This is a genomic window from Polaribacter septentrionalilitoris (genome assembly GCF_009832745.1).
Taxonomy (GTDB): domain Bacteria; phylum Bacteroidota; class Bacteroidia; order Flavobacteriales; family Flavobacteriaceae; genus Polaribacter; species Polaribacter septentrionalilitoris.
Map to the genome: position 1 here is coordinate 295,482 of NZ_VRMJ01000042.1, position 25,278 is coordinate 320,759.

Annotated in this window: 21 protein-coding genes; 5 read left to right on the plus strand and 16 right to left on the minus strand. The window is 31.0% G+C overall.

All coding sequences use genetic code 11. From position 1 onward, the window contains the following. Window positions 1-387 precede the first annotated feature (387 nt). Window positions 388-1,407 carry a hypothetical protein gene (locus tag FP421_RS13895; protein ID WP_159951604.1) on the plus strand — a complete coding sequence of 340 codons (1,020 nt, stop codon included), beginning with the start codon at window positions 388-390 and terminating at the stop codon, window positions 1,405-1,407. Window positions 1,408-1,513: 106 nt separating this feature from the next. On the opposite strand, the gene FP421_RS13900 is transcribed toward FP421_RS13895, so the two are convergent. From FP421_RS13900 to FP421_RS13945, 10 genes are all read right to left on the minus strand, one after another. Further along, entirely contained in the window at window positions 1,514-2,218 is a 705-nt protein-coding gene (locus FP421_RS13900; protein WP_159951606.1) for a sulfite exporter TauE/SafE family protein, read from the minus strand. After that, window positions 2,218-2,664 (minus strand): FixH family protein, encoded by a 447-nt coding sequence (locus FP421_RS13905; protein WP_159951608.1) that lies wholly within the window; start codon window positions 2,662-2,664, stop codon window positions 2,218-2,220. The genes FP421_RS13900 and FP421_RS13905 overlap by 1 nt, the downstream gene beginning before the upstream one ends. Window positions 2,665-2,672: 8 nt before the next feature. Beyond that, window positions 2,673-4,094 (minus strand): cytochrome c oxidase accessory protein CcoG, encoded by a 1,422-nt coding sequence (ccoG, locus tag FP421_RS13910; RefSeq protein ID WP_159951610.1) that lies wholly within the window; start codon window positions 4,092-4,094, stop codon window positions 2,673-2,675. Window positions 4,095-4,119: 25 nt separating this feature from the next. Then, a complete protein-coding gene (locus FP421_RS13915; protein ID WP_159951612.1) occupies window positions 4,120-4,989 on the minus strand; it encodes a cbb3-type cytochrome c oxidase N-terminal domain-containing protein in 870 nt (289 codons plus the stop codon). A 13-nt stretch (window positions 4,990-5,002) separates the two neighbouring features. Continuing rightward, entirely contained in the window at window positions 5,003-5,170 is a 168-nt protein-coding gene (locus tag FP421_RS13920; RefSeq protein WP_159951614.1) for a CcoQ/FixQ family Cbb3-type cytochrome c oxidase assembly chaperone, read from the minus strand. A gap of 5 nt (window positions 5,171-5,175) precedes the next feature. Further along, the gene (ccoN, locus tag FP421_RS13925; RefSeq protein WP_159951616.1) at window positions 5,176-7,371 is read right to left on the minus strand and encodes a cytochrome-c oxidase, cbb3-type subunit I; all 2,196 of its coding nucleotides are present in this window, start codon (window positions 7,369-7,371) and stop codon (window positions 5,176-5,178) included. Between the two features lie 11 nt (window positions 7,372-7,382). Continuing rightward, entirely contained in the window at window positions 7,383-7,559 is a 177-nt protein-coding gene (ccoS, locus tag FP421_RS13930) for a cbb3-type cytochrome oxidase assembly protein CcoS (RefSeq protein WP_159951618.1), read from the minus strand. 93 nt (window positions 7,560-7,652) lie between these two features. Beyond that, window positions 7,653-9,017: an oxygen-independent coproporphyrinogen III oxidase gene (hemN, locus tag FP421_RS13935; RefSeq protein WP_159951620.1), complete on the minus strand. Its 1,365-nt coding sequence runs from the start codon at window positions 9,015-9,017 to the stop codon at window positions 7,653-7,655. Between the two features lie 54 nt (window positions 9,018-9,071). Further along, the gene (gene deoD / locus FP421_RS13940) at window positions 9,072-9,770 is read right to left on the minus strand and encodes a purine-nucleoside phosphorylase (protein WP_159951622.1); all 699 of its coding nucleotides are present in this window, start codon (window positions 9,768-9,770) and stop codon (window positions 9,072-9,074) included. Window positions 9,771-9,772: 2 nt separating this feature from the next. Then, window positions 9,773-12,148, minus strand: a complete 2,376-nt coding sequence (locus FP421_RS13945; RefSeq protein WP_159951624.1) for a heavy metal translocating P-type ATPase — start codon at window positions 12,146-12,148, stop codon at window positions 9,773-9,775. Between the two features lie 102 nt (window positions 12,149-12,250). Between FP421_RS13945 and FP421_RS13950 the strand changes: the two genes are divergently transcribed. From FP421_RS13950 to FP421_RS13960, 3 genes are all read left to right on the plus strand, one after another. After that, a complete protein-coding gene (locus tag FP421_RS13950; protein ID WP_159951626.1) occupies window positions 12,251-12,937 on the plus strand; it encodes a Crp/Fnr family transcriptional regulator in 687 nt (228 codons plus the stop codon). 237 nt (window positions 12,938-13,174) lie between these two features. After that, window positions 13,175-15,130: a protein-disulfide reductase DsbD family protein gene (locus FP421_RS13955; RefSeq protein ID WP_159951628.1), complete on the plus strand. Its 1,956-nt coding sequence runs from the start codon at window positions 13,175-13,177 to the stop codon at window positions 15,128-15,130. A 37-nt stretch (window positions 15,131-15,167) separates the two neighbouring features. Further along, a complete protein-coding gene (locus FP421_RS13960; protein ID WP_159951630.1) occupies window positions 15,168-16,664 on the plus strand; it encodes an aminotransferase class V-fold PLP-dependent enzyme in 1,497 nt (498 codons plus the stop codon). A 434-nt stretch (window positions 16,665-17,098) separates the two neighbouring features. On the opposite strand, the gene FP421_RS13965 is transcribed toward FP421_RS13960, so the two are convergent. Further along, a complete protein-coding gene (locus FP421_RS13965; RefSeq protein ID WP_159951632.1) occupies window positions 17,099-17,266 on the minus strand; it encodes a hypothetical protein in 168 nt (55 codons plus the stop codon). A 3-nt stretch (window positions 17,267-17,269) separates the two neighbouring features. After that, window positions 17,270-18,664 (minus strand): purine-cytosine permease family protein, encoded by a 1,395-nt coding sequence (locus FP421_RS13970; protein WP_159951634.1) that lies wholly within the window; start codon window positions 18,662-18,664, stop codon window positions 17,270-17,272. Between the two features lie 305 nt (window positions 18,665-18,969). On the opposite strand from FP421_RS13970, the gene FP421_RS13975 reads away from it, so the two are divergent. After that, window positions 18,970-19,746 (plus strand): carboxylesterase family protein, encoded by a 777-nt coding sequence (locus tag FP421_RS13975; protein ID WP_159951636.1) that lies wholly within the window; start codon window positions 18,970-18,972, stop codon window positions 19,744-19,746. 79 nt (window positions 19,747-19,825) lie between these two features. On the opposite strand, the gene aldA is transcribed toward FP421_RS13975, so the two are convergent. From aldA to FP421_RS13995, 4 genes are all read right to left on the minus strand, one after another. Next, on the minus strand, window positions 19,826-21,265 hold the full coding sequence (gene aldA, locus FP421_RS13980) for an aldehyde dehydrogenase (protein ID WP_159951638.1): 1,440 nt from the start codon (window positions 21,263-21,265) through the stop codon (window positions 19,826-19,828). A gap of 121 nt (window positions 21,266-21,386) precedes the next feature. Beyond that, the gene (locus FP421_RS13985) at window positions 21,387-22,535 is read right to left on the minus strand and encodes an alpha-hydroxy acid oxidase (RefSeq protein WP_159951640.1); all 1,149 of its coding nucleotides are present in this window, start codon (window positions 22,533-22,535) and stop codon (window positions 21,387-21,389) included. 18 nt (window positions 22,536-22,553) lie between these two features. Further along, window positions 22,554-23,843: a class II aldolase/adducin family protein gene (locus FP421_RS13990; protein ID WP_159951642.1), complete on the minus strand. Its 1,290-nt coding sequence runs from the start codon at window positions 23,841-23,843 to the stop codon at window positions 22,554-22,556. Window positions 23,844-23,889: 46 nt separating this feature from the next. Further along, on the minus strand, window positions 23,890-25,269 hold the full coding sequence (locus tag FP421_RS13995; RefSeq protein ID WP_159951644.1) for an FGGY-family carbohydrate kinase: 1,380 nt from the start codon (window positions 25,267-25,269) through the stop codon (window positions 23,890-23,892). Window positions 25,270-25,278: the final 9 nt, after the last annotated feature.

A 25,278-nucleotide genomic window follows, 5' to 3' on the forward strand; every position in this document is an offset into this window, starting at 1 on the left:
AAATTAATCTATTTTTTATTTTACTCTAAATTTACAATGAATTTAAGATAGAAAACATGATAAAAATCATAGTTTATCAGACTATTTATCGAAGTAAATCTAATTTCTAATCATAAAAAAAAGTGATGAAGTTATAGTTCTTAATACTTAAAAAAATAATCTAAATCAAAATCTAAAAAACTTATCTCTCTTGATATTATAGAGAATAAATAGGTTTCTATTTTTAGCGATAAGAAAACAGTTTGTTTTCGACTTATTTTTCGTATATTTATGTAGTTTTTATTTGTTATTTTTAATGATGTCCTTTCATTTCATTATGTCCATCTTCTAAAGATGGTTGTATAATTATTTAATCTTTTTTTAATGGTAATATTAAATTTAGAAAAAATGAAAAAAATAAAACTAAAAATTTGTCTTCTTGCATTATTCTTTCTCCCAAGTTTTTTGATTTTCTCTCAAGTAGGTATTGGTACTGAGAATCCAAATACTTCTTCTATGCTTGATATCCAATCAACATCAAAAGGAATTTTAATACCAAGAATGACTACAGTTCAAAGAAATACGATTACTGGTGTTGAAGGGTTATTAGTATTTGATTCAACCACTAAAACTTTTTGGTATTATAATAATATATGGGTAGAATTAACTGCAGGCTCAAGCGCTAGTAATAAAATTACTGATACCGATAACGATACTAAAATCGAAATAATTGGAGATGAAGATAAACTTAGAATTTCTGCTGCAGACACCTTAAGAGTTACTGTAGATAATGTTGGGGTTACAGAATTAGGAACTCCTGGCACAAATTATACAAAAATAACTTCAGATGGTTCATTAAGCTATGTTGGTGAAGCTACTAGATGGGAAGATTTACAAGTACCTGTAAGTTCTGTAAACATTAAAAAAGTTGCAAGTGAGCCTAAATGGGATGATTTTATCGGAAGTATTTCATTATTATGGTTCGAAGAAGGCGAAGAACTACAAAGTGTGTCTTTTACAGTACAAATGCCTCACAAATGGAAAGAAGGATCAACAATTAAACCTCATATTCACTGGACATCTGGTAGAAGTGGAGATGCTGCTCCTGGAACAAACAGGGTAAAATGGGCTCTAGAATATGTTTGGGCAAATGTAGCAGGTGAGTTTAATAGTACTTCAACTACGCTTACTGGTTCAGTGGTTGCGACTCCTAATGAAGGGAGTATTCCGTTAAGAGAACATATAATTACTCCATTAGGAGATATTACAGCTACTGGAAAAACACTTTCTAGCATGATACTTTGTAGGCTTTATAGAGTTAATGATGGTGATGACTCTTATAGTGGTGATGCAGGTTTGTTAGAAATAGATTTTCACTATCAGGTAGACAGTGATGGTAGTAATGATGAGTATACAAAAAAAGATTAAATTTCTTTTTAATTTAAATTTGATAAAAAAGGCTTTTATAATTCGTTATGGAAGTCTTTTTTATTTATCAAAATACTACTCTATTTATAAAAATCAAAAAAAGATATTAATGACAGGTTGATACACTTTCTGCAGCTTTACTTAAAATAGGTTCTAATGGAGAAACAAAAGGAATACCTAAGCCTAAACCTCTTAAAACAAATAAAACGCCTATAAAGACAACAACAATAGGGATTACTTTTTGTATTTTTTTTCTAAAAGCACCTTTAGTAAAATTTCCTAAAAAAACAACAGCTGTCATTAACGGAACCGTACCCAACCCAAACAAAAACATATACAGACTCCCTGAGAGTGCATTTGTTGTTGCAATGGCTCCAAAAACAGCCATATATACCAAACCACATGGCAAAAATCCGTTTAAAAAACCAATTGTAAAAAAAGTGTCATTGCCTTTCTTTTTGAGTTCTTTTCCTAATGCATTTTTTACTTTAAAGATAATTTTATTAATATTTTTAGAAAAGTTGATTTTCGAAAAAAACTTTGGAAATATGATGACTAAAATCATACTTACACCTACAATTATTGAGATTTGTTGTTGAAATCCGAAGAAATAAAATCCTTTACCTAGTAGTCCAAAAAGTAGCCCTATTAAACTATAGGTAAACAACCTACCTAAATGATAGCTTGTTATTTGAAAAAACCCTTTGGTTTTATTTTCTCTGTCTATTGGTAACATAAAAGCAATTGGACCACACATTCCAATACAATGGAAGCTTCCTAATAACCCAAATACAATTGCCGATAGTAACATTAAAAATTAAGTTCTTTTTTAAATAAATAATCTTTATTTTTATAGCTCCAAGAAACATTTATGTTCCAGCGACCATCTAATAAACGTTTCTCAGGCACGAGCAAATATGTATTAGTTATCGAAATAGGTATTTCGAAATCTAATTGTTTATTAGATGGTCTATATAGGAACACTTTACCTTTAATTTTTTCAGAGACAAAATTAGGAGGAAATATAACCTGCAAACCTTCTGGTGTTCTATTTAAAGTGATGTTTTTTTCTAGTGATGCTGCATTTTTTTCTGCATCAATTTCTTGTTGATATTCTAATTCTTTTTGATAATATTTATCTGTCACTAAATCATGACTATAACTTTTATCTGTACTCATTGTAATGACAAAATACATGATAAAACCTATAAAACCTACAATAGCAATTACAATACCTGTTCCCCAATTAAATTTCATAATCTTTCTTATTTATAACTTCTTGGACCTAAAAAGTTGGTTATTGCAGTTTCTATTAGTTTATCGCCACTAAAGACACCTATTTCTAATTTTTCTTTATCTCCTTTCATCGCTGAGGCATTCAACTCTATAAATAAAGTTCCTTCTGCTAAACCTTGTTTTGGAACCATAAAATTGTGATTTGACACTAACTTTATTGTTCCTTTATGAGATAATATTCTATAACTCACATCAGGTATATCTTTTGTGGTTTTATTAATTACTTTATAGGTGTAAACGTTACTTATAATATTATTTTCTTTATGTTCATATAATTGTCCTGGCAATCTTAAAATAGTTGCTTCTACATCATTTCTTAAAAACAACATTCCTATTAAAATTCCAACTAAAATGAATAATACAGCTGAGTACCCTTTCATTCTTGCTGTAAATTTAAAAGGATTTTTATTTGCAATATTGTCTTCACTAGCATATCTAATTAAGCCTTTTGGTAAGCCAACCTGCTCCATCATATGGTCACATTCATCAATACAAGCCGTACAATTAACACACTCTAATTGTGTACCATTTCTAATATCTATACCTGTAGGACAAACAACCACACATTGTTTGCAATCAATACAATCTCCTTTTCCAAGCGCTTCTCTGTCTTCATTTTTCTTAAACTTAGCTCTTCCTGTTTCTCTTTCTCCACGTTTATGGTCATACGCAACATTAATGGTTTTATTGTCTAACAAAACACCTTGTAATCTACCATAAGGACAAGCTATAATACATACCTGTTCTCTAAACCACGCAAAAATAAAATAGAAAACACATGTAAAAATGATTAAGGAAATAAGCGTACTTATATTATCTAAAGGATTACCAGTGATGTAACTAATTAACGTATCTCCACCTATTAAATAAGCCAAAAACACATTTGCGATTATAAAAGAAATTACAAAGAAAATAAACCATTTTAAGAGTCGCTTTCTAATCTTTTCGGCATTCCATGGTTGTTTATCTAAACGAATTTGTTTTCCTCTATCACCATCTATCCAATATTCTATTTTTCTAAAAACCATTTCTAAAAAAATAGTTTGCGGACAAATCCATCCACAGAAAATACGACCAAAAACAACTGTAAATAAAATAATAAAGACAACACCAATAATCATAGAAATTACCAGTAAATGAAAATCTTGTGGCCAAAAAGGGAATCCAAAAATATTGAATTTACGTTCTAAAACATTAAATAATAGAAATTGATTTCCATTAATCTTTACAAACGGAGCAGATAATAAAAAAATTAATAAAAAGTAACTTACATAACTTCTGTATTTATAAAACCTTCCACTAGGTTTTTTTGGAAAAACCCAAGAGCGCTTACCTTCGTTATTTACGGTAGCAATACTATCACGAAATTGCTCATTTTGAGGTGTTTCCATTATTAAATACTATTTATAACTACTTTTATTTGGTTTCTTCTTCTACCCATTTATCTCCTTGAGGAGCTTTTGCTTTTGCTGGTGTTGTACCTTGTAAAGAAATAACATAGCTTGCCACTTTTGCAATATCAGCAGATTTTAATGTTTTATCCCAAGCAATCATACCTTTACCATCTCTACCTCCTTTAGCTATTGTTGTAAAGACATTTTTTATTCCTCCACCTAAAATCCAATATTCATCTGTTAGATTTGGGCCAATAGATCCTCCTCCATCAGCTAAATGACAAGACGCACAGTTTAAATTAAATACTGCTTTACCTCTTCCTAAATCTTTAGCATCTGTTAAAAGCGTCACATTATCTGCAGTAATTAAATCAGCAGGAGCCGATTTTTGATATTCTTTTAAAGCTGCTTTAGCTTCTGCTACCGCTAACTTATACTCAGTTGCTTGATCATTACCGTCTAAGACATGGAATCTAACTAAATATACAACCGCGAATACTATGGTAGCATAAAACATGTACACCCACCATGGTGGAAGCGAATTGTCAAGCTCTCTAATTCCGTCATAATTATGATCTAAAACAATTTCCTCTTCCTCTTCAATGTCTTTAGCTTTGGTCCAAGATTTTAACAAGCTCTTTATCCAAGCATTAGACTCTTCTGGAACAATACCGTCTTTCTCATTTTGAAGTTCTTTGGCTTTATTATAAGCAATAACATTCACCATTTCTTTTAAAACGACGACCATAACAAATCCGATAAGTGCTAACCAAACTAATGGATTTTCATACACGTCAAATGGGTTTTCGTACACCATAAACGACTTTGCAAGTGCAATAAACGTAACAATTACAAAGATTATATATATTATAGATTGAAAAGATTTTTTCATTGTATTGAGTTTTTTAATGATCTAATGGTAGTTGACTTACCGTTTTTATATATTCTTTTTTTGCTGTAAAAACCCACCAAAATAAGGCTACAAAAAAAGTAAAGAAAATGACTAATGATATCATCGGATAAATTTCAATTCCGGTAATACTCTCCATGTGATTTTTTACAAATTTTAGCATGACTCTTATTTTTTAGAAATTTTTTGTTCGTCTTTTACTTTGATATCTGTTCCTAAACGTTGTATATAAGCAATAATCGCTACAATCTCTCTGTTTTTCATTTCTACAAAAGCTTCACCATTTTCTTCAGCGTACTTCTTATCAGCTTCATAGTTTTTAGCAAAATCAGGATCACCATATAAGTTTTGCTCAATTTGAGTACCTTGGGCTAACATATGCTCTTGTGCATTTGCAATTTCTTCATCAGTATATGGCACACCTAAAGCAACCATTGCCTTCATTTTGCCTTCTGTATTAGATTTATCAAGCTCATTTCTAATCAACCATTTGTAAGATGGCATAATTGAACCTGGTGATGTACTTTGCGGGTCATACATATGATTTAAGTGCCAGCTATCATTATATTTCTGACCAACTCTATGTAAATCTGGACCTGTTCGTTTACTTCCCCATAAAAATGGGTGATCGTAAACAAATTCTCCTGCTTTAGAGTATTCTCCATAACGTTCTACCTCACTTCTAAAAGGTCTTACCATTTGTGAGTGACAACCCACACAACCTTCTCTAATGTATAAATCACGACCTTCTAACTCTAAAGGTGTATATGGTTTTACACTACTAATTGTGGGTATATTTGATTTTACCAATAGTGTTGGAATAATCTGAACTACACCTCCAATTAAAATTGCAATAGTTGCATAAATAGTTAATTTGATAGGTTTTCTTTCGATCCAAGTATGCCACCCTTCACCTTTAGTTCTATAACTTGGAACTTTAGTTAAAGCTGCTGCTTCAGCTAATTCGTCTTCAACTCCACTACCCGATTTTACAGTTTTTACAACATTGTACAACATTACAATTGCACCAATGATAAACATTGTTCCACCAATAGCTCTCATCCAATACATTGGAATAATTTCGTTAACTGTTTCTAAAAAGTTACCATACGTTAAAGATCCATCAGGATTAAATTGTTTCCACATAGAAGCTTGAACAAAACCTGCTACATACATTGGTAAGGCATACATAATAATACCTAAAGTACCAATCCAGAAGTGAAAGTTTGCCAATGCTGTAGAATATAATTTTGTTTTAAACATTCTTGGGATTAACCAATACAACATCCCAAAGGTTAAAAACCCATTCCAAGCTAATGCACCAACGTGTACGTGAGCAATAATCCAATCGCTAAAGTGAGCAATTGCATTTACATTTTTTAATGATAACATTGGCCCTTCAAAAGTTGCCATACCATAACCTGTAATGGCTACAACCATAAATTTTAAGGTTGGATCTGTTCTTACTTTATCCCAAGCACCTCTTAAGGTTAACAATCCATTGATCATACCACCCCAAGATGGAGCAATTAACATTACTGAAAACGCAACTCCTAAATTTTGTGCCCAATCTGGTAGTGCTGAATACAATAAGTGGTGTGGTCCTGCCCAGATATATATAAAAATTAATGACCAAAAGTGTACAATTGATAATCGATAAGAATATACTGGTCTATTTGCTGCTTTCGGTACAAAATAGTACATCAAACCTAAAAATGGTGTTGTTAAGAAAAATGCTACTGCATTATGCCCATACCACCACTGTACCAATGCATCTTGGACACCTGCGTACACAGAATAACTTTTTAAAGCACTTACAGGTAATTCTAAACTGTTAAAAATATGCAATACTGCAACCGTAACAAATGTTGCTAAGTAAAACCAAACTGCTACGTATAAATGACGTTGTCTTCTTTTTAAGATTGTCCAAATCATGTTTACACCAAAAGCAACCCAAACCAAAGCAATTGCAATATCTATTGGCCACTCAAGTTCTGCATATTCTTTGGAAGTTGAATACCCTAAAGGAAGGGTTATTGCAGCTGCAACAATAATTAATTGCCAACCCCAAAAATTAAACTTGCTTAAAAAATCGCTTGCCATTCTTGTTTTTAACAAACGCTGCAAAGAATAATATACACCTGCATACATTGCGTTACCAACAAATGCAAAAATCACAGCATTTGTGTGTAATGGTCTTAAACGACCAAAACTTAACCACGAAATTCCGTCGGTTAAATTAGGGAATAAAAACATGAAGGCTAAAAGTAGTCCAACTGTAAAACCAACAATACCCCAAAGTAGTGTTGCGTAGATGAAATTTTTTACGATCTTATTATCGTAATAAAATTGTTGCATTTCCATATTTACTTGATTTAATTCTGTTTAGTTAGTTTCTTTTTTTCTTTGACCAATTCATCATCGAACAACATTCTTACTGATGGTGTATACATATCATCATATTGCCCTCTTTTGGTAGAGAGAATGAATATTATAAAAAAAGCTATTGCTACAATAATACTTATTGAAAGTAGTAGGTATATTACGCTCATATCTTGCCTGATAATTGATTTATCAAAATTAATGTTGATTGTTTTATTAAAATATGACAAATGTCATGTCTTTGTAATTTTCTTAAAAATTTGTTAAATAGTCATGGAAAACAATTGTGTTTTTGGTTTGTTCTTTAATAAATGTACATCAAAAGCCATACAAATATTCCTCACAAAAGGTCTTGACTTCTCTGGTATAGATAGTTTATTTTCCTCAATTTGTACTAAACCATCATTTTCCATTTCTTTTAATAGTTCTAAATGATTTTCTATATTTTTAATTTGCATGGTTTCTTTTTCCCAAGAAGTAGAAAAATGACACATCATATTTAAAATATGCTTTCTGATAATTTGATCTTCTTTAGATAATAAATGTCCTCTAAAAATTGGCAGTTCTCCTTCATTTACAATTTGTTGATACTCTTTTACCGTCTTTACATTTTGTGCAAAGGCATACCAAGAATCTGAAATTGCAGACATTCCTAACCCAATCATTAATTGAGTTTTGTTAGCGGTATAGCCCATAAAATTTCTGTGTAAGGTTTTATTGATAGTTGCTTCATACAAACCATCTGTTTTTAATGCAAAATGATCCATACCAATTTCTTCATAACCCAATTCTGCAAATAGCTCTTTACCAATCTCATAGAGTTTTCTTTTCTCATCATTCTTTGGCAAATCATCTTCATTAAAACCTCTTTGCCCTACTCCTTTTACCCAAGGAACATGGGCGTAACTGTAAAATGAAATTCTATCTGGTTGTAACTCTTTGGTTTTATTTATAGTATGAATTACATTTTCTTTGGTTTGAAATGGCAATCCAAAAATCAAATCATGACTCACAGAAGTATACCCAATTTCACGAGACCATTTTGTTACCTTTTCTACTGCTTCAAAAGGCTGAATTCTATGAATTGCTTTCTGGACTGTTTCATTATAATCTTGCACACCAAAACTAACTCGTGTAAAACCACAATTGAACAGGGTTTGTAATTGTGCTTTCGTGGTGTTATTGGGATGACCTTCAAAACTAAACTCTGCTTCTGAATGTTTGTTTGAAAGTGCAAAAATACCATCCATTAAATACTCTAAATTTTCTTTTGAAAAAAAAGTTGGTGTGCCTCCACCCAAATGTAATTCTTTTATAATAGGTGTTTCATCAACCAAAGCAACATACAGTTTCCATTCTTTTAAAACCGTTTCTATATATTCTTCCTCTACTTCATGACGTTTTGTGATGTGTTTATGACAAGCACAAAACGTACACAAACTTTCACAAAAAGGCAAATGAATATAAAGACTGATTCCTTCTGTTGCATTACTCTCTACAAACGATTTTTTGAAAGAATTAATCCAATCTTGTTTATCAATTCCTGCTTTGTTCCAATAAGGTACAGTTGGATAACTAGTGTATCTTGGTCCTGGAATGTTGTATTTTTGTATTAGTGATTGTTTCATGTGTTCTCGATACAATTTTGTTTCATTCTTCAACAAAATCACTCGAACTGACAATTATGCCAATTCTAAAGCAATTTCTATCATTTCTTTAAACGTTTGTTCTCTTTCTTCTGCTGTTGTTCTTTCTTTGGTAACCAAACTATCTGATATTGTTAAGATTGACAATGCATTTACATTGTGTTTTGCTGCAACAGTATACAATCCTGATGTTTCCATTTCTACACAAAGCACCCCATATTCTGCCCATTTTTTATAACTCTCAAAATTATCTGCATAAAACTCATCAGAACTTAAAATTCCACCAGCTTTTACAGGAATCTTCTTTTCTTTAGCTATTTCTATTGCTTTTTGAAACAATTTAAAACTTGCTGTTGGCGCGTAATCTGCTCCGCTAAAACGAATGGTATTTAATCCAGAATTGGTAGACGCTGCCATTGCCAAAACAATATCTCTAATTTTTACATCTTTCTGATAAGAGCCTGCAGACCCCACTCTAATTAAGTTTTTTACTCCATATTCAGTAATCAATTCTGTACAATAAATTAAAGTAGAAGGAATTCCCATTCCTGTTCCTTGCACAGAAATTGGCTTGCCTTTGTATGTTCCTGTAAAACCTAACATCCCTCTAACATCATTATATTGATTGATGTTCTTTAAAAAAGTATCTGCAATCCATTTTGCTCTCATAGGATCTCCTGGCAGTAGAATTGTTTCTGCAATTTCTCCTTTTTTTGCTGCTATATGAACACTCATAATTATTGTATTTTTTTTCCTAATATATTGGTAGATATTGTTGTAAAAACCACAATACTAATAGAACTTAAAGGCATTAAAATTGCAGCAATTACTGGCATTAATTGCCCTGTTACTGCAAAATACAATCCTACAACATTGTAACATAAAGATAGGATAAAACAGTACTTTATGATTTGCATTGCTTTTTTTGATGCCTTTATATAATTTGCTATTTTATTGAATTTTGATGCGTCTAAAATTCCATCACAAGCAGGAGAAAAAACATTGATATTTTCTGATAACGCAATACCAACATCACTTTGCGCTAATGCACCTGCATCGTTTAAGCCATCACCAATCATCATTACTTTCTTATTTTTTTCTTGAAGGTTGGCGACCACATTTAATTTATCCTCTGGTTTTTGATTGAATAATAATTGAGTTCCTCTAGGCAAACTCTCTTGTAAATGCTCTTTTTCGCCTTGATTATCTCCAGAAACAACAGACAATTCATATTCGTTTTTTAGCGAATTAAAAAGAGACTCTACTCCTGTTCTATAAGAATTCTTAAAAGTGAATTTCCCCTTATAAACTTCGTTAAAACTAACATAAACTGATGTATCTAAAGTGGATTTTTCTACATCATTACTTACAAAAGATGATGCGCCTAATTTTAAATTCATATCTTGAAATGAAGCTTGAATTCCTTTTCCAACAATTTCTTTGTAATCAGAAATAGTCAAGGTTTCAATATCTTCAAATGAATTGTACAATGTTCTACTTAAAGGATGATTTGAAGCTCTTAACGAACTTTTTAACATACTTTTTTCTTGCTGATTTAACGCATCACCATCATAAGAAACAGTATTCTCTTTATGCGTAGTTAACGTCCCTGTTTTATCAAAAATAATTGTATCTAAACTTGCTAATTTTTCGATTACAGTTGCATTTTTTAAATAGAACTTTTGTTTTCCGAAAATACGTAACATGTTTCCAAGAGTAAATGGTGCTGCCAAAGCAATGGCACACGGGCAAGCTATAATTAAAACTGCAGTAAATACATTTAGTGCTTTAGAAGCATCTATATACATCCAGAAAGCTGTTGAAAGAAATGCAATAGATAAAACAACAATAGTGAAATTTTTACTGATATTATCAGTTATGGTTTTAAAGTGTGATTTTTTATCTTTCTGAAAAACATCATTACTCCACAATTGCGTTAAGTAACTTTGAGAAACAGAAGACAATACTTCCATTTCTATAACTCCAGACAATTGTTTTCCTCCTGCAAATAATTTATCACCCGATTTTTTAGCAACTGGATCAGCTTCTCCAGTTACAAAACTATAATCAATTGCTGCATTTCCGTTAATTAGAATACCGTCAACAGGTATTAATTCTTGATTTCTAATGAGCAATCTATTTCCTTTTTCAATGTCATAAATCTGAACATTTTCTTCTTTTCCTTTAGATGAAATTCGAGTGACTGCTATTGGGAAGTAAGATTTATAATCACGCTCAAAAGACAAGAAGTTATATGTTTTTTGTTGAAAGAATTTACCTAATAACAGAAAGAAAACCAATCCTGTGAGACTATCAAAAAAACCAGTTCCTAAGTCTAAAACAATTTCAAAAGTACTTCTTATGAATAAGACAGAAATACCAAGAGCTATAGGCACATCAATATTTAAAATTTTAGAACGCAACCCTTTAATTGCCGAAATAAAATAGTCTTTTCCTGCATAAAAAACTACAGGCAATGAAAAGGCAAACATTAGCCATCTAAAAATATTTTTATATTTCTCAATCCAGAAACCATCTACTTCAAAATACTCTGGAAAAGAGAGAAACATTACGTTTCCAAAGGCAAAACCTGCAATTCCTAATTTATAAATCAAACTTCTGTCTACTGCTTTTTTCCCAGCTTCATAATCTTCTAGACTAATGTAGGGTTCATAACCAATAGCACTTAATAGTAAAACAATTTCTTTGAGCGACGTTTTAGAAGAATTAAAAGTAATTCTTACTTTCTTTTTAGGAAAATCAACTTGAGATGCAACTACTTTAGAGTTTAGTTTGTGTAAATTTTCTAACACCCAAATACAAGAACTACAATGTATGTGTGGAATATACAACGTTGCTATTTGTGTATTACCATCATTAAAATCTAATAATTTATCTGCAATTTCTTTCGTATCCAAGAAGTCATATTTCCCTTGAATTTCAGTAGGAATTGCTCCTGGATTGTCTTGAAAATCGTAATAACAAGTTAAATCATTCTCAGAAAAAATTTCATAAACCGTTTTACAACCGTTACAACAAAAATTTTTATCATCAAATTGAATTAAATCATCATCACAAGAATCACCACAGTGATAACATTGTGTAGAATTCATATTTACTCTTTTGCCTTCTGCAAATTTCTACTAAGAAACTTATTAATTATATGATTTTTATCACATTTTTAATATATTTGATAGATAAATTCAAAAGGCACTATGAGCAAATGTGAACAATGTATTATTCGCCAATTTAACTCCCTAAAACACTTAAGCAGAGAAGAATTGGTTAGAATGTCTAATTGTAAAACTTCAAAAATCATAAAAAAAGGAGAACCTATTTTTGATGAAGGAGAACGTTTAAAAGGTGTTTTCTGTATTAAAGATGGTGTTTGTAAGGTTTCTAAAATGAGTGAAAACGGCAGAAATCAAATAATTAGCTTAGTTACAAAAGGTGATTTATTAGGTGAAAGAAGTTTAATCTCTGATGAGCCTTCAAACTTAAAAGCTATTGCTTTAGAAGACATGGAAATCTGTTTCATACCTAAGGAAGAAATTATGAAAGATTTAGAAAAAAATCCTTCTTTTTCTATGAGTGTTTTAAAAGACATGGCCAAAACTTTAAAATCTGCTGACAATGTAATTGTTGATATGGCTCAAAAAACCGTAAAACAACGTTTAGCGGAAACCTTATTAAACTTAGAAAGCAAATTTGGAACAAATGAAAACGATGCCATTAATGTGCATTTGTCTCGTGAAGACATTGCTAACATCATTGGTACAGCTACAGAATCTGCAATTCGATTATTATCTGATTTAAAAAAGAAAAAAATTATTGCTTTTAAAGGAAAAGAAATCTCGATTATAAATCTCAATGAATTAGAGAAAATAGCTCAAGGATTTTAAATGTAACTTACATAAAAATACTCATCTAAAAATGAGTATTTTTTTTATACTGCTATCAACAGTTAAATAAAGAAACCAACTTTCTTTTTTTAATCACTATAATAGCATCTACTTTAAGTTAAAATAAACTTATCATTTAACGAAGTCTTCACGAATTAATTATCTTTGATTTTTTAAAGAAAATTAAAGAGTATTACACTCTCAATTATCTCTTTTAATTTTATATAATTTATATTGATGAAACATATTATCACTATTTTATTCCTAACTTTTACATTAGGAATTTTCTCTCAAATTGTTGATCCCGTAAAATGGTCAACTTCAGTTAAAAAGAGTTCAGAAACCGAATATACCTTAATTGCTACTGCAACAATTGACAAAGGTTGGCACTTGTATTCTCAAAATGTACCTGAAGACGGACCAATACCTACAACTTTTATTTTTGATGTTTCTAATGATGGAATTTCATTAGTAGGAAAAACAATTGAAGAAGAAGGACATACTGTAGATGACCCAGTTTTTGGAATGAAGATTAAATTCTTTGAAAATTCAGCTGTTTTTCAACAAAAAATTAAAGTAACTCCTGAGGTTAACTCTGTTAATGGAATTGTAGAGTTTATGGTCTGTAACGATGAGATGTGTTCTGCGCCAACAGAAATTGATTTGAATTTTATTCTAAAAAACAGTAGTAAAAAAACCATTATATCAGAAAAAAACAAAACAGACAACCTCACTAATCAATCAATTGAAACACACCAAGACAAAGGTTTACTTACCTTATTTTTCTTGAGCTTTCTTGGAGGGTTAGCTGCATTGTTAACTCCATGTGTTTTCCCAATGATACCTATGACTGTTAGCTTTTTTACAAAACAAAGTAAAAACAAAGCAGCAGGTGTTAAAAATGCTATTCTTTATGGTATTTCAATTATCGTAATTTATGTAGTAATAGGTTTAGCAGTGAGCGCCATTTTTGGTCCTGATGCATTAAATGCATTATCTACCAATGTTTGGTTTAATTTGTTTTTCTTTTTATTGTTGATATTTTTCGCAGCCTCATTTTTAGGAGCTTTCGAACTAACGCTACCTAGTTCTTGGGGAACAAAAATTGACGCCAAAGCTGATAAAGGTGGTTTTGTAGGAATTTTCTTCATGGCTTTAGCATTAGCTATTGTTTCATTTTCATGCACAGGTCCTTTTGTGGGTTCAGCTTTAGTAGCTGCAGCAACCACAGGAGAAAGAATTGCTCCAATAGTGAGTATGTTAGGATTCTCTTCTGCTATAGCATTGCCTTTTGCTTTATTTGCAGCTTTTCCTGGTTGGTTAAACTCACTTCCAAAATCTGGAGGCTGGTTAAATTCAGTTAAAGTTGTATTAGGATTTTTAGAATTGGCTTTTGCATTTAAATTCTTATCAAACGCAGATATGGTATTAGATTTACATTTGTTTGAAAGAGAAGTTTTTATTGCCATTTGGATTGCCATTTTTGGAACATTAACCCTGTATTTATTTGGTAAAATTCAATTACCTCATGATTCTCCATTAAAAAACATTTCTGTAGGCAGATTAAGTTTAGGTCTAATAACACTTTCATTTACCTTATATATGTTACCTGGCTTATGGGGTGCTCCACTAAATTTAATAAGTGCTTTTCCACCTCCACAACACTATAGTGAGTCTCCTTATGGTGTAGGTTTCTCTAAACTTGGAACAGTTTCTATTAATCATTCAGACATTCCTAAAGGAGCACATTTAATGGCTCCACATGATATTTTAGCTTTTAATGATTACGATAAAGGTTTGGCTTATGCTAAAAAGATAAACAAGCCTGTATTAATTGATTTTACAGGTAAAGCCTGTGTAAACTGTAGAAAAATGGAACAAAATGTTTGGGTAAAGCCTAAAGTTTTAAATATCCTTAAAAATGATGTTGTTTTGATTTCTCTGTATGTTGATGATAAAAGAAAGCTAAAACCTAATGAGGTTGTAGAATCTAAATTAAAACCAGGTAAAAAACTGAAATACATTGGTGAAAAATGGAGTGAATTACAAACAATTAAATACAAAGCCAACACGCAACCTCTATATGTTTTAATGGATCATAATGAAGCTAATTTGATAAGACCTGTTGCCTATACCCCAAATGTAGAAACTTATTACAATTGGTTAAAAAAAGGAGTAGCAAATTTTAAATAACTATTTTTGATTATTGATTTAAAATCGTTTAGCAACTATGGCATCAACAAAAGAAAGTGTAATTAAATCTGATTTAGAAAACTATTTTAATCAATTTAGAGAAAATATTATTGGTATACATCAAACATTTCAATCTCCTTATGGAGAACAAAAATTGATTTATACAGATTGGACTGCAAGTGGAAGATTGTATGGTCCTATCGAAGAAAAGTTAATGATCCAATTTGGCCCTTTTGTTGCCAATACGCATACAGAAACATCAACTTCTGGTGCGGCTATGACTCTAGCGTATCATGAAGCCAGAAAAATTATAAAGAACCATGTAAATGCTAATAATAATGATGTTTTAATTACCACAGGTTCTGGAATGACAGGTGTTGTCAATAAGTTTCAAAGAATTTTGGGTTTAAAAGTTACTGAAAATTTAAAAGAACATACCACTATTCCTGATGACATAAAACCTATTATTTTCCTAAGTCATATGGAACATCACTCTAATCAAACTTCTTGGCTAGAAACTATTGCAGATGTAGAAGTTGTTCCTTGTGATGATACTGGTTTAGTGTGTTTAAAAGAATTTGAAAAATGTATTCAAAAATACCAAGATAGAAAGATTAAAATTGCTTCAATCACATCATGTTCTAATGTTACAGGAATTAAAACTCCATATCATAAAGTAGCAAAACTGATTCATAAATACAATGGATTGTGTTTTGTAGACTTTGCCTGTTGTGCACCTTATGTAGCTATTGATATGCATCCTACTGATCAGGAAGAACAATTGGATGCCATTTTCTTCTCTCCTCATAAATTTTTAGGAGGCCCAGGAACTTCTGGAGTTTTGATATTTAATAAAAGTTTATACAAAAATACTGTTCCAGACAACCCTGGAGGAGGTACTGTAAGTTATACAAATCCTTGGGGACAACATGACTATTTTGATGATGTAGAAACACGTGAAGATGGAGGAACACCTGGTTTTTTACAAACTATTAGAATTGCCCTTTCTATTCAATTAAAAGAGCAAATGGGTGTTGACAACATCAAAAAAAGAGAAGATGAAATTAATCAAGTGATCTTTAAAACCTTAGAAAGTTTACCTGAAGTAAAAATTTTAGCACCTAACCATAAAAATAGGTTGAGTATTTTTTCTTTTTATTTTGAAAAATATCACTTTAATTTAGTGGTAAAATTATTGAATGACCGTTTTGGAATTCAAACTAGAGGTGGATGCTCTTGCGCTGGAACTTATGGACATTTCTTACTGAACGTAGATCAGGAAGCATCTAATAGAATTAAAGATGAGATTTTACATGGTTGTAATATTCAAAAACCAGGTTGGGTTCGTTTGTCTGTTCATCCTACAATAAGTTTAGAAGAATTAAACTTTGTCTGCGAATCTCTTCATAAATTATCAAAAAATATTGAAGAATGGTCTAAGGATTACGAGTATGACCCAATTAAAAATGATTATTATCATAAGACTATTCCTCCAATAGAAAAAAAGTTGGTAAAAGAATGGTTTAAAATGTAAAACTTTTTTGAATAAAAGGGTTCTCTAACAATTTAAGTAATTCTCAATTAAAAAGCATAAAACCATCTCTAACTATTTTGACAAGTAAGTTTTAAAAATAGTCAAAGAATTTAGAGAAAATAACTTTTAATTTGTTTTTTTACTCTTCTTTTTTTGCCTTTAGATAATTCAAAAGGAAGCGTTATAATTAAAAAAATTACTACAAAAAAATCTTTAATTTTTTTCACTAAAAACATCAATAAACTAATTTTTTAAATCATTTATTAAAGTGACAGATAATACACTTTATAAAATAAAAACAGAATTGTTAAAAAAGATAAAACACATTACTATTAAGAAACACATACTTCTTTATTGAGATAGAATTAAGATAATACTATATTAGAATTATTATCAAACTCTAATCATCTTAAACAGGAATCAATTTACAATTATTACTCTTCTTTCATCCAAAAAGGTGTAACAATAAACCATATAATTGTACCAATTAACATAAGAATCTTTGCATTGGTTGCCTCTAAACTTCCTAAAAACAAAAGTATGCTAGCTAACAGTATTAAAATACCTATCGATAAAGTACTTATTAATTTTAGTATTTTCATAATTTAAGATTTTTGAAGTTTCATAATCATTACATATAATAAACTAGAAGCAATCCAACAAGGTATTACTGCATAGGCAGGAAATAAATCTTTTGCGAAGATAAAGTACAAACCTAATGCAACAGGAAGCACCCAAGCCAATAAAACAGCAACATTAAAACCTGTCCCTTTTTGGTCCGCATAATCTTCTGTAAAATTCATTTTCTTTGCTAAATAATGGTTTACAAAAATTACTCCTCCCATTGGACCTAAGATTGTGCCATACAGACCTACAAAATCAAGCAATTTACCTGAAAGTGAAGGAAAAATACCAGCTGCTGTTGCAACGACACCTGCTAAAATTACGCCCGAATAAGACTTAGCTTTAGAAGGGAACAAGCTTTGAAAAGCAAGACCAGCACGATAAATCGTTGGGTTAGCAGTTGTCCAGCCAGCAATAATTACACAGATTATACCTGTCCAACCAACAACACTCCATGCTAAAGCTCCAGGATTAGCAGAAATATCTCCAGTTAGTTTAATTTGAGCAGCTAACATAAAAGAAGCACAAATCCAAGCCATATAATGACCTAAGAACATTCCTATTGATGGTCCCCAACCAGCACGAGTATCTTTTGCAAAACGCATAATAGACAAATCTGCCATTCCAAAATGCATTGCAGCATTACACAACCAAGAAAAAATTACAATTTTCCAAAAACCAAAATCCACTTTACCACTTACAGACTGAACCACTCCTACACCTTTGTCCCATTCTGTTAATAAACTATCCCAAGAAGTAACTTCCATTTGAGTTAAAGCAGATATACCACAAGCTGCAAAGACAACAATCATCCAAGGTGCAGCAATGTTAGCAAATTTAGAAACTGTATTGTAACCGGCAGCAGCCACAACCGTCATTACTACACCTACAATGATGACAATCATTGAAAATGCAGGTGTACTTAAACCAAAAATATTTTCAGGTACAGAAAAATTAATATCAAAAGGAATACCTACAGCACTTGCAGAAACTGTAATCATAGCCCCTGCTAAAAAACAAAAAAGCACACCATTTACCACATTATACACTTTTACTAAATGTTTACCAGCAATTTTTTCTAATTGATAATATAATGTTAGTTTTTTAGATACAGCTATGGGAGCTACAATATACCTCCACGTAAGAATAGCCAAAACATTACCAATAAATAATCCTAATAATAAATCTTTTAAACTTGCACCTGCAGCTAAAAACAAGGGCCCAATCATAAATTCGGTACCAGCTGCATGTTCTCCTGCATACATTCCTAAAAAAGATTTCCATCCTTTTAATTTAGAAGTTGGAACTGGAGTTGTTTCAAATTCTCCTCCAGAGTTAGCTTCTAGAGCCAATTCCTCTATATGATTTTCAGACATAATTTCTTAGTTAGTTTATTAGTAAATGATTCTTTATTATTTGTTAAGTAAAAATGATCTTTATCTTTTTATTAACAAAGTTGGTAGATACGAAAATATGGCATCAACAAAAAAACTGTATCCTGCACTGTACGGTTTTTAATATTAAAATATTAACTTACTTTAAATATTAGAATTAATTAATACTTAAAATTCAATAAATTCTTATTTTAAATCATAAATGATTTTATCATCAGGCTAGAACAAGACACCAGAAAATTAAGTTTTATCTATTTTTACAAAAACTCTATTTGATCAATAAACAAATGAAAAAAATAATATTTAGTCTATTAACCTTATTATTACTTACCAGTTTTCAGCAAACTAAAAGTATTGTAAAAACACTTGACAAGATAAACAATACTTTCAAAACCATGGAAGTAAAGCTTATAAATTGGCCAAAAAACTTACAACCTAAATTAAGGAAGTTAAAAAGGACTGCTTTTATTGCTTTTCCTAAAAAAGAAATGAAAGGGAAAATACCTCTTCTAATATCACTTCATGGAGGTGGTGGAAAAAAATGGTCTATTGAAGAACAATTAAAACGTTCTGCAAAGGTAAAAGGTCTCTCGCTTGTTGAATTGGCTGGTAAAAATCTTATACTATTAGAACCAAATTCTTCAGAAAAATGGGACCCCAAAACACTTAACATCATGCTAGATTATATACTTGAGACCTACTCTCAAATAGATCATAGTCGTATTTATGTTATAGGACACAGTATGGGAGGGCGAGGTTCTTGGGATTGGATACAACAATCTTCTGAACGTTTTGCAGCTGCTGCACCTGGTGGATTTAGTGGGGTTTCAGAAAACGACAACTTTGCAAAACTTGCTAATTTCCCTATATATGGAATGGTTGGTGGTGAGGATGGTAAGAATGTAGCATCCGTAAAAAAAATGGTTACTCTTTTAAAGGCGACTGGTAATAAAAATGTAAAATACGTTGCTTTTCCTGGAGCTAATCATTCACAAGGAAACAAAAAATTATTTAGTCAAGTTGAATGTATAGATTGGATGCTTAACTTTTCTTCTAAGAAGTAGTTTCCAGTTTTACCAATAAATAGAAAAAACTCAGTTAAAATTAAATTTAACTGAGTTTTTTTTAAGTTTAAAGAATACCCTAGTAATATTTAGCGTATACTACTTTAGTATGTAAATACTCTTCCATACCATGTTTACCGTCTGCACCACCTACTCCAGATTTTTTCCATCCTGCATGAAAACCTTGAATAGCTTCAAAATGCTCTCTATTTACATAAGTTTCACCAAAATGTAAACCATTTGTAGCCTTCATAATATTATTAAAGTTTTCTGAGAAAATAGAAGATGTTAATCCGAATTCTGTATCATTAGACATAGCAATAGCTTCCTCTAAAGTATTAAATTTCATAACTGGTAAAACTGGTCCAAAAACTTCTTCTTGAATAATTTGACTGCTCTGTTTAACATTGGTTAACAAAGTAGGATTGTAAAAATATCCTTTATCAAATTTATCTGGTCTATCACCCCCAAGTAAAACTTCAGCTCCTTCTTTCTTAGCAAACTCAACCATTTCTGTAATTTTATCTAACTGATCTTTAGACACCAAACTACTCATATCTGCATTTACACCTGTTAAGGCATCTTCAATAGTCACTTCGCTCATTTTCTTAGTTAGCTTGTCTACAAATTCATCATAAATGCTGTCTTCAACATACACGCGTTCTGCACAGTTACAAACTTGTCCACTAAAAATAACTTTTGAAGATACAACTGAATTGATTGCTAAATCTAAATTCGCATCTGCACAAACTATGGCTGGTGCTTTACCTCCTAACTCTAAAGAAACTTTGGTAATATTCTCAGCAGCAGCTTCAATAATTTTTTGACCTGCACCAACACTCCCTGTTAAACTAATAATACCAGTGATAGGGCTTTTAGACAATGCATTACCAACAGTTCTACCTGCACCACAAACAAAATTTAAAACACCTCTTGGTAAATCAATTTTTTGGATGAAATCTGCAAATTCCATAATTGTATTTGGAGCTTCTGAACTTGGTTTAATAACACAAGTATTTCCTGTAATTAAAGATGCTGCAACTTTACGTGCCATTACAAAAAACGGGAAATTCCAAGGGCAAATACCTACTGCAACCCCAATTGGAACTTTATGTAAATAAATGTGCTCTTTTTCTCTATCACTCTGAATAATTTCTCCTTCAATTCTTCTTGCCCAACCTGCATTATAATCAAAATAATCTGCTGTTACATCAATTTCTACTTGTGCTAAACCAATTACCTTAGCTTGTTCTTTAGACAATGTTTCTGCTAGAAACACCCTATTTTCTCTAATTACATCTGCCATTTTATGTAAAAATGCAGCTCTTTGTATTGCTGGTAAAGCTTCCCAAGCAGGTTGTGCTGCTTGAGCTGCTTCTAATGCATTGTTAGCATCTTCTACAGTTCCTGTAGATATTGTACTAATTACTTCTTCTGTACACGGATTTAAAATCTCTATTACAGAAGTTGCTTTAGAATCTATAAACTCTCCGTTTATATATTGTTTGTAATGTTTCATGTTTTTATAGTTAATTGTTTAATTTTTATTTTTTAACACAAAAAACTTCAGTAACTAAATAGTTTCTGAAGTTTTATAATACTATATTTTATAAATAATAACAGTATTAATAATTTTGTTTCTATTTAATTAAATGATCTGGAAAATCAGAAGTTTTTTCGCAACATAACTGCTCCATAACCTGCTGTAATTCAGTTTTTAATAAAGATATTGTGTGATCTCCTCCTTTTTTACCAAGTGCAGAAACACCATACATAAATGAGCGTCCCATAAATGTAAATTTAGCACCGCTAGCCATTGCTCTCGCTACGTCTGGTCCAGAACGAATTCCACTATCCATCATTACTTCTATCTGATCTCCATATTTTTCTGCAATTGTAGCAAGAGGTTTTATAGTGGACTCTCCAGCATCTAATTGTCTTCCACCATGGTTTGAAACTATAATTCCATCTAAACCTAAACGAATGGCCTGTTCAGCATCATAATGAGATGCTACACCTTTTATCACCAATTTACCCTTCCACATGTCTCTAATAGGTTTAATTTTTTCTTCATTTAAGCGACCAGAAAAAGTTTGATCCATAAATTTACCTAATTGCTTTAAATCTAAATTTTTAGGCATATATGGTTTTAGAGTAGCAAAACTAGGTATCCCATGTTTTAAAGTTTGTAAGCTCCAATGGGGATGCGTAAAACCTTCTAATATATTTGCTAAATTCATTTTTGGTGGCATTGCCAAACCATTTCTAATATCTCTTGGTCTAAATCCAAAAGTAGGGACATCACATAAAATCACTAAAACAGGACATTCTGCTGCTGCTGCTCTGTTTATAATATCATCTCTTAACCTTTCTTCTGTAGGGTGGTACAATTGAAACCACGCTTTACCTTCTGTTAATTCTGCTGCTCTTTCTATACTTGTTGTTGTAACTGTACTTAAAATAAAAGGAATATTATGTTTAAACGCAGCTTTTGCCAATATTTCAGGTGAATTTGGCCACATTAAACCTTGTAATCCAACAGGTGCAATACCAAAAGGAGCATCATATTCTATCCCAAATAATTTTGTTTTAGTTGACGAACCTCCATGATTTCTTAAATAATTTGGTTCTAATTGTACTTCTCTTAATTCTGAAGTATTTCTAATAAGATTTACATCTTCATTACAACCACCATCTAGGTACTCAAAAGCAAATTTTGGTATTTTTTTTTGAGCACGTTTTCTTAGATCGTCTATTGAAGGGTATCTTGTATCAAAAGATAAAGCCATATTTGTAATATTTTTATTTTAAGCTAAGAATTTCTTTCTTAAGTCTTCTACTTGTTCATCGTTAATAGGTACCATTTCTCCTAATGAATGTCCTAAAACTATTGATTTTGCACTAAATTCTGCAACTTCTAAATAATCAAAAGTTTGTAACAATTTATCACCTGTAATAATTACCGAATCATTTTCTATAATTAAAGCTGTTGGGCATTTATCTACAATTTCAGTGTTATTATTCTTTCTAAAATGATTGCCATATTTTACAAAGTTAATATCTTGTAAAAAGATCCAACTTTCTGGTATGGTTCTTACATCTAGATATTCACCAGTAACACCAAAAGCCATTAAATATGGAGATTGTGTCATTATAATAGAATTCACATCAGGGTTTCTATTGTAGATTTCTTGATGAATCCAAGCTGCTCTACTTGGTGTTTTACCTGCTTCTCTGTGACCATCTTTTATCTGTACAATATCATCTAACTGAATATCCCATCGATTTTTATTGGTTGGTGTGATTAAGAAGTCATTTTCATTCCAACGCATAGAAACTGTTCCATAAGAACTAATCATTAAACCTTGTTCGCAAGAACGTTTTACAATGTTACAAATTTCTAATCTTTTTTCAGTTTCATCTGGAGGATAAACCATGCTTTCCATTTCTGGTAAGACTCCTCTAGCCTGAGATTCAAACTGATTGATTTGGTCATCAGTTAAATACTTTGGCTCTCCAATTTGGGAACCATGTAAAATAGTTTTTGCACAAAATTCTAAAGCTTCAAAACGCTCATAAGCATCTGTTAAATCACTACCCCCTAAAACGGTTCCATGATTTTCCATAATAATAGCTTTAAATCCTTTTTTAAATTCGTCTGCTATAACTTCTCCTAAATCTTCACTCCCTGGTATTTTATATTCTGCATAGCCTATTGGCCCACAAATATGTTTGGCTTGTGAAATAATATTGGTGTTTGGTATTTGACGAACAATACTAAAAGATACTAATGCTGGTGGATGTGCATGAATTACAGATTTAATATCTGGTCTTGCCTCATAAATTGCTTTATGAAAAGGAAACTCAGATGAAGGCTTATGTTTACCAATTACAGTTCCGTCTTTTTTAACACAGATAATATCTGAAGCTCTTAAAGAACCTTTATCTATGGCAGATGGTGTAACCCAAATATCTCCATTATCATCAATAATTGAGATATTACCACCAGAAGTAGTTGTCATTCCTCTTTTATAAATTCTACCTATTACTTCTGTAATTTGATCTCTTGGGTGAATTAATTTTATATTTTTTGACATTTTAATTTGTTTGTTTATTTTATTTTGTTTGATGTCTTCTTAAAAATTATCCATTGACTATAAAGGGCACATGCTTTTTTAGTGCATAATTCTTTTTCAAAAACTTTGAATTTAATTTAGTGTCTGAAATTGCAATTGCAGCTCCTAAGGCAGAACCTAAAGATGCTTTCGTTGTTCTTAATTTCATACCTCTTAAATAATGAGATAATAATTTGATATAAATATCATTATCTGTAAATCCACCATCTACGTATAGCCTGTCAATTTTTTGTGTATCAGAAATTCTTTTTATGCTTTCTACTTGTAATTTTACTAGCTCAATCATTAAATGGTGATAGGCTTGCTCAAAATTATTGTATAAATATTTTGTTTTTTCCGGCATATTTATATGCTCAAAAGATTCCCATTTAAACGAATGCTTAAAATCTTGTAAGATTTCAAAGTACGTATCATAATTAAATTCAACTGTTTTGTGGTAATCTTTATCTACATTAAATTTTTCGGCTAATTTGGTTACCTGAATTTTGTATTCGTTCCCTAAAAATAGTCTAGAGGATTTTACAGGTTTTCCATTAATCCTCATATAATTAATACAATCAGCTTCTACATCTTGATTTGTTAGAGGTGTATCTACAAATGGGTTTAAAGCGATACTCCATGTTCCTGTAGAAACCAATACAAATGGTTTCTTTACACTTCTTACATAAGGCAGAAGTGCTGAGGAGCTGTCATGAATTCCGACTCCTATTTTTACTCTTTTACCATTATAATTCATATTTAAACTAGTCTCTGTAGAGACTATTGGTGGTAAAATTTTGTATATCTCTTCTTTATATACCCAATCTTGGTAATCTTTGGTTTCATAATTCCAAAGAATTGTATGGCAACCTATACTTGTAAATTCACTTAGAGCAACTCCAGAAAAAACATAGCTTAAATACTGAGGCAAATGCAATGAATACTTTATTTTCTTAAAAACTTCTGGTTTTTTATATTTTAACCAGTACAATTGTAAGCCTGAATTTAATAAACCTGGAGATTTTGATGAACCACTAGTTCTAATCAATTCTGAGTCGTTACCATAATCACTATAAAATTGTTCTATAATATCTTCATCAATTTCTTTTGTATAATTATATAGTGGTGTTAAGATTTCTCCATTTTCATCCAAATGAACAAAACTTGCTCCATAGGTTGAAAAATTTATTGCTTTTACACTAAACTCATCTGATTTTAATATCTTATGAAAAACTTTTTTCAACCAGTTTTGTAGTGCGTGAATATCTTCTGTTGGATGACCGTCTTCATCTTCTATTTCATCAAAAGAAGCGTACTCTTTATGAACCTCTTTAAATTTTCTATCGAATAGGAAAAACTTTTTATTTGTTTTTCCTATATCAAAAACTGCGGTTACTTTTTGTTTCATGAGGTTTTT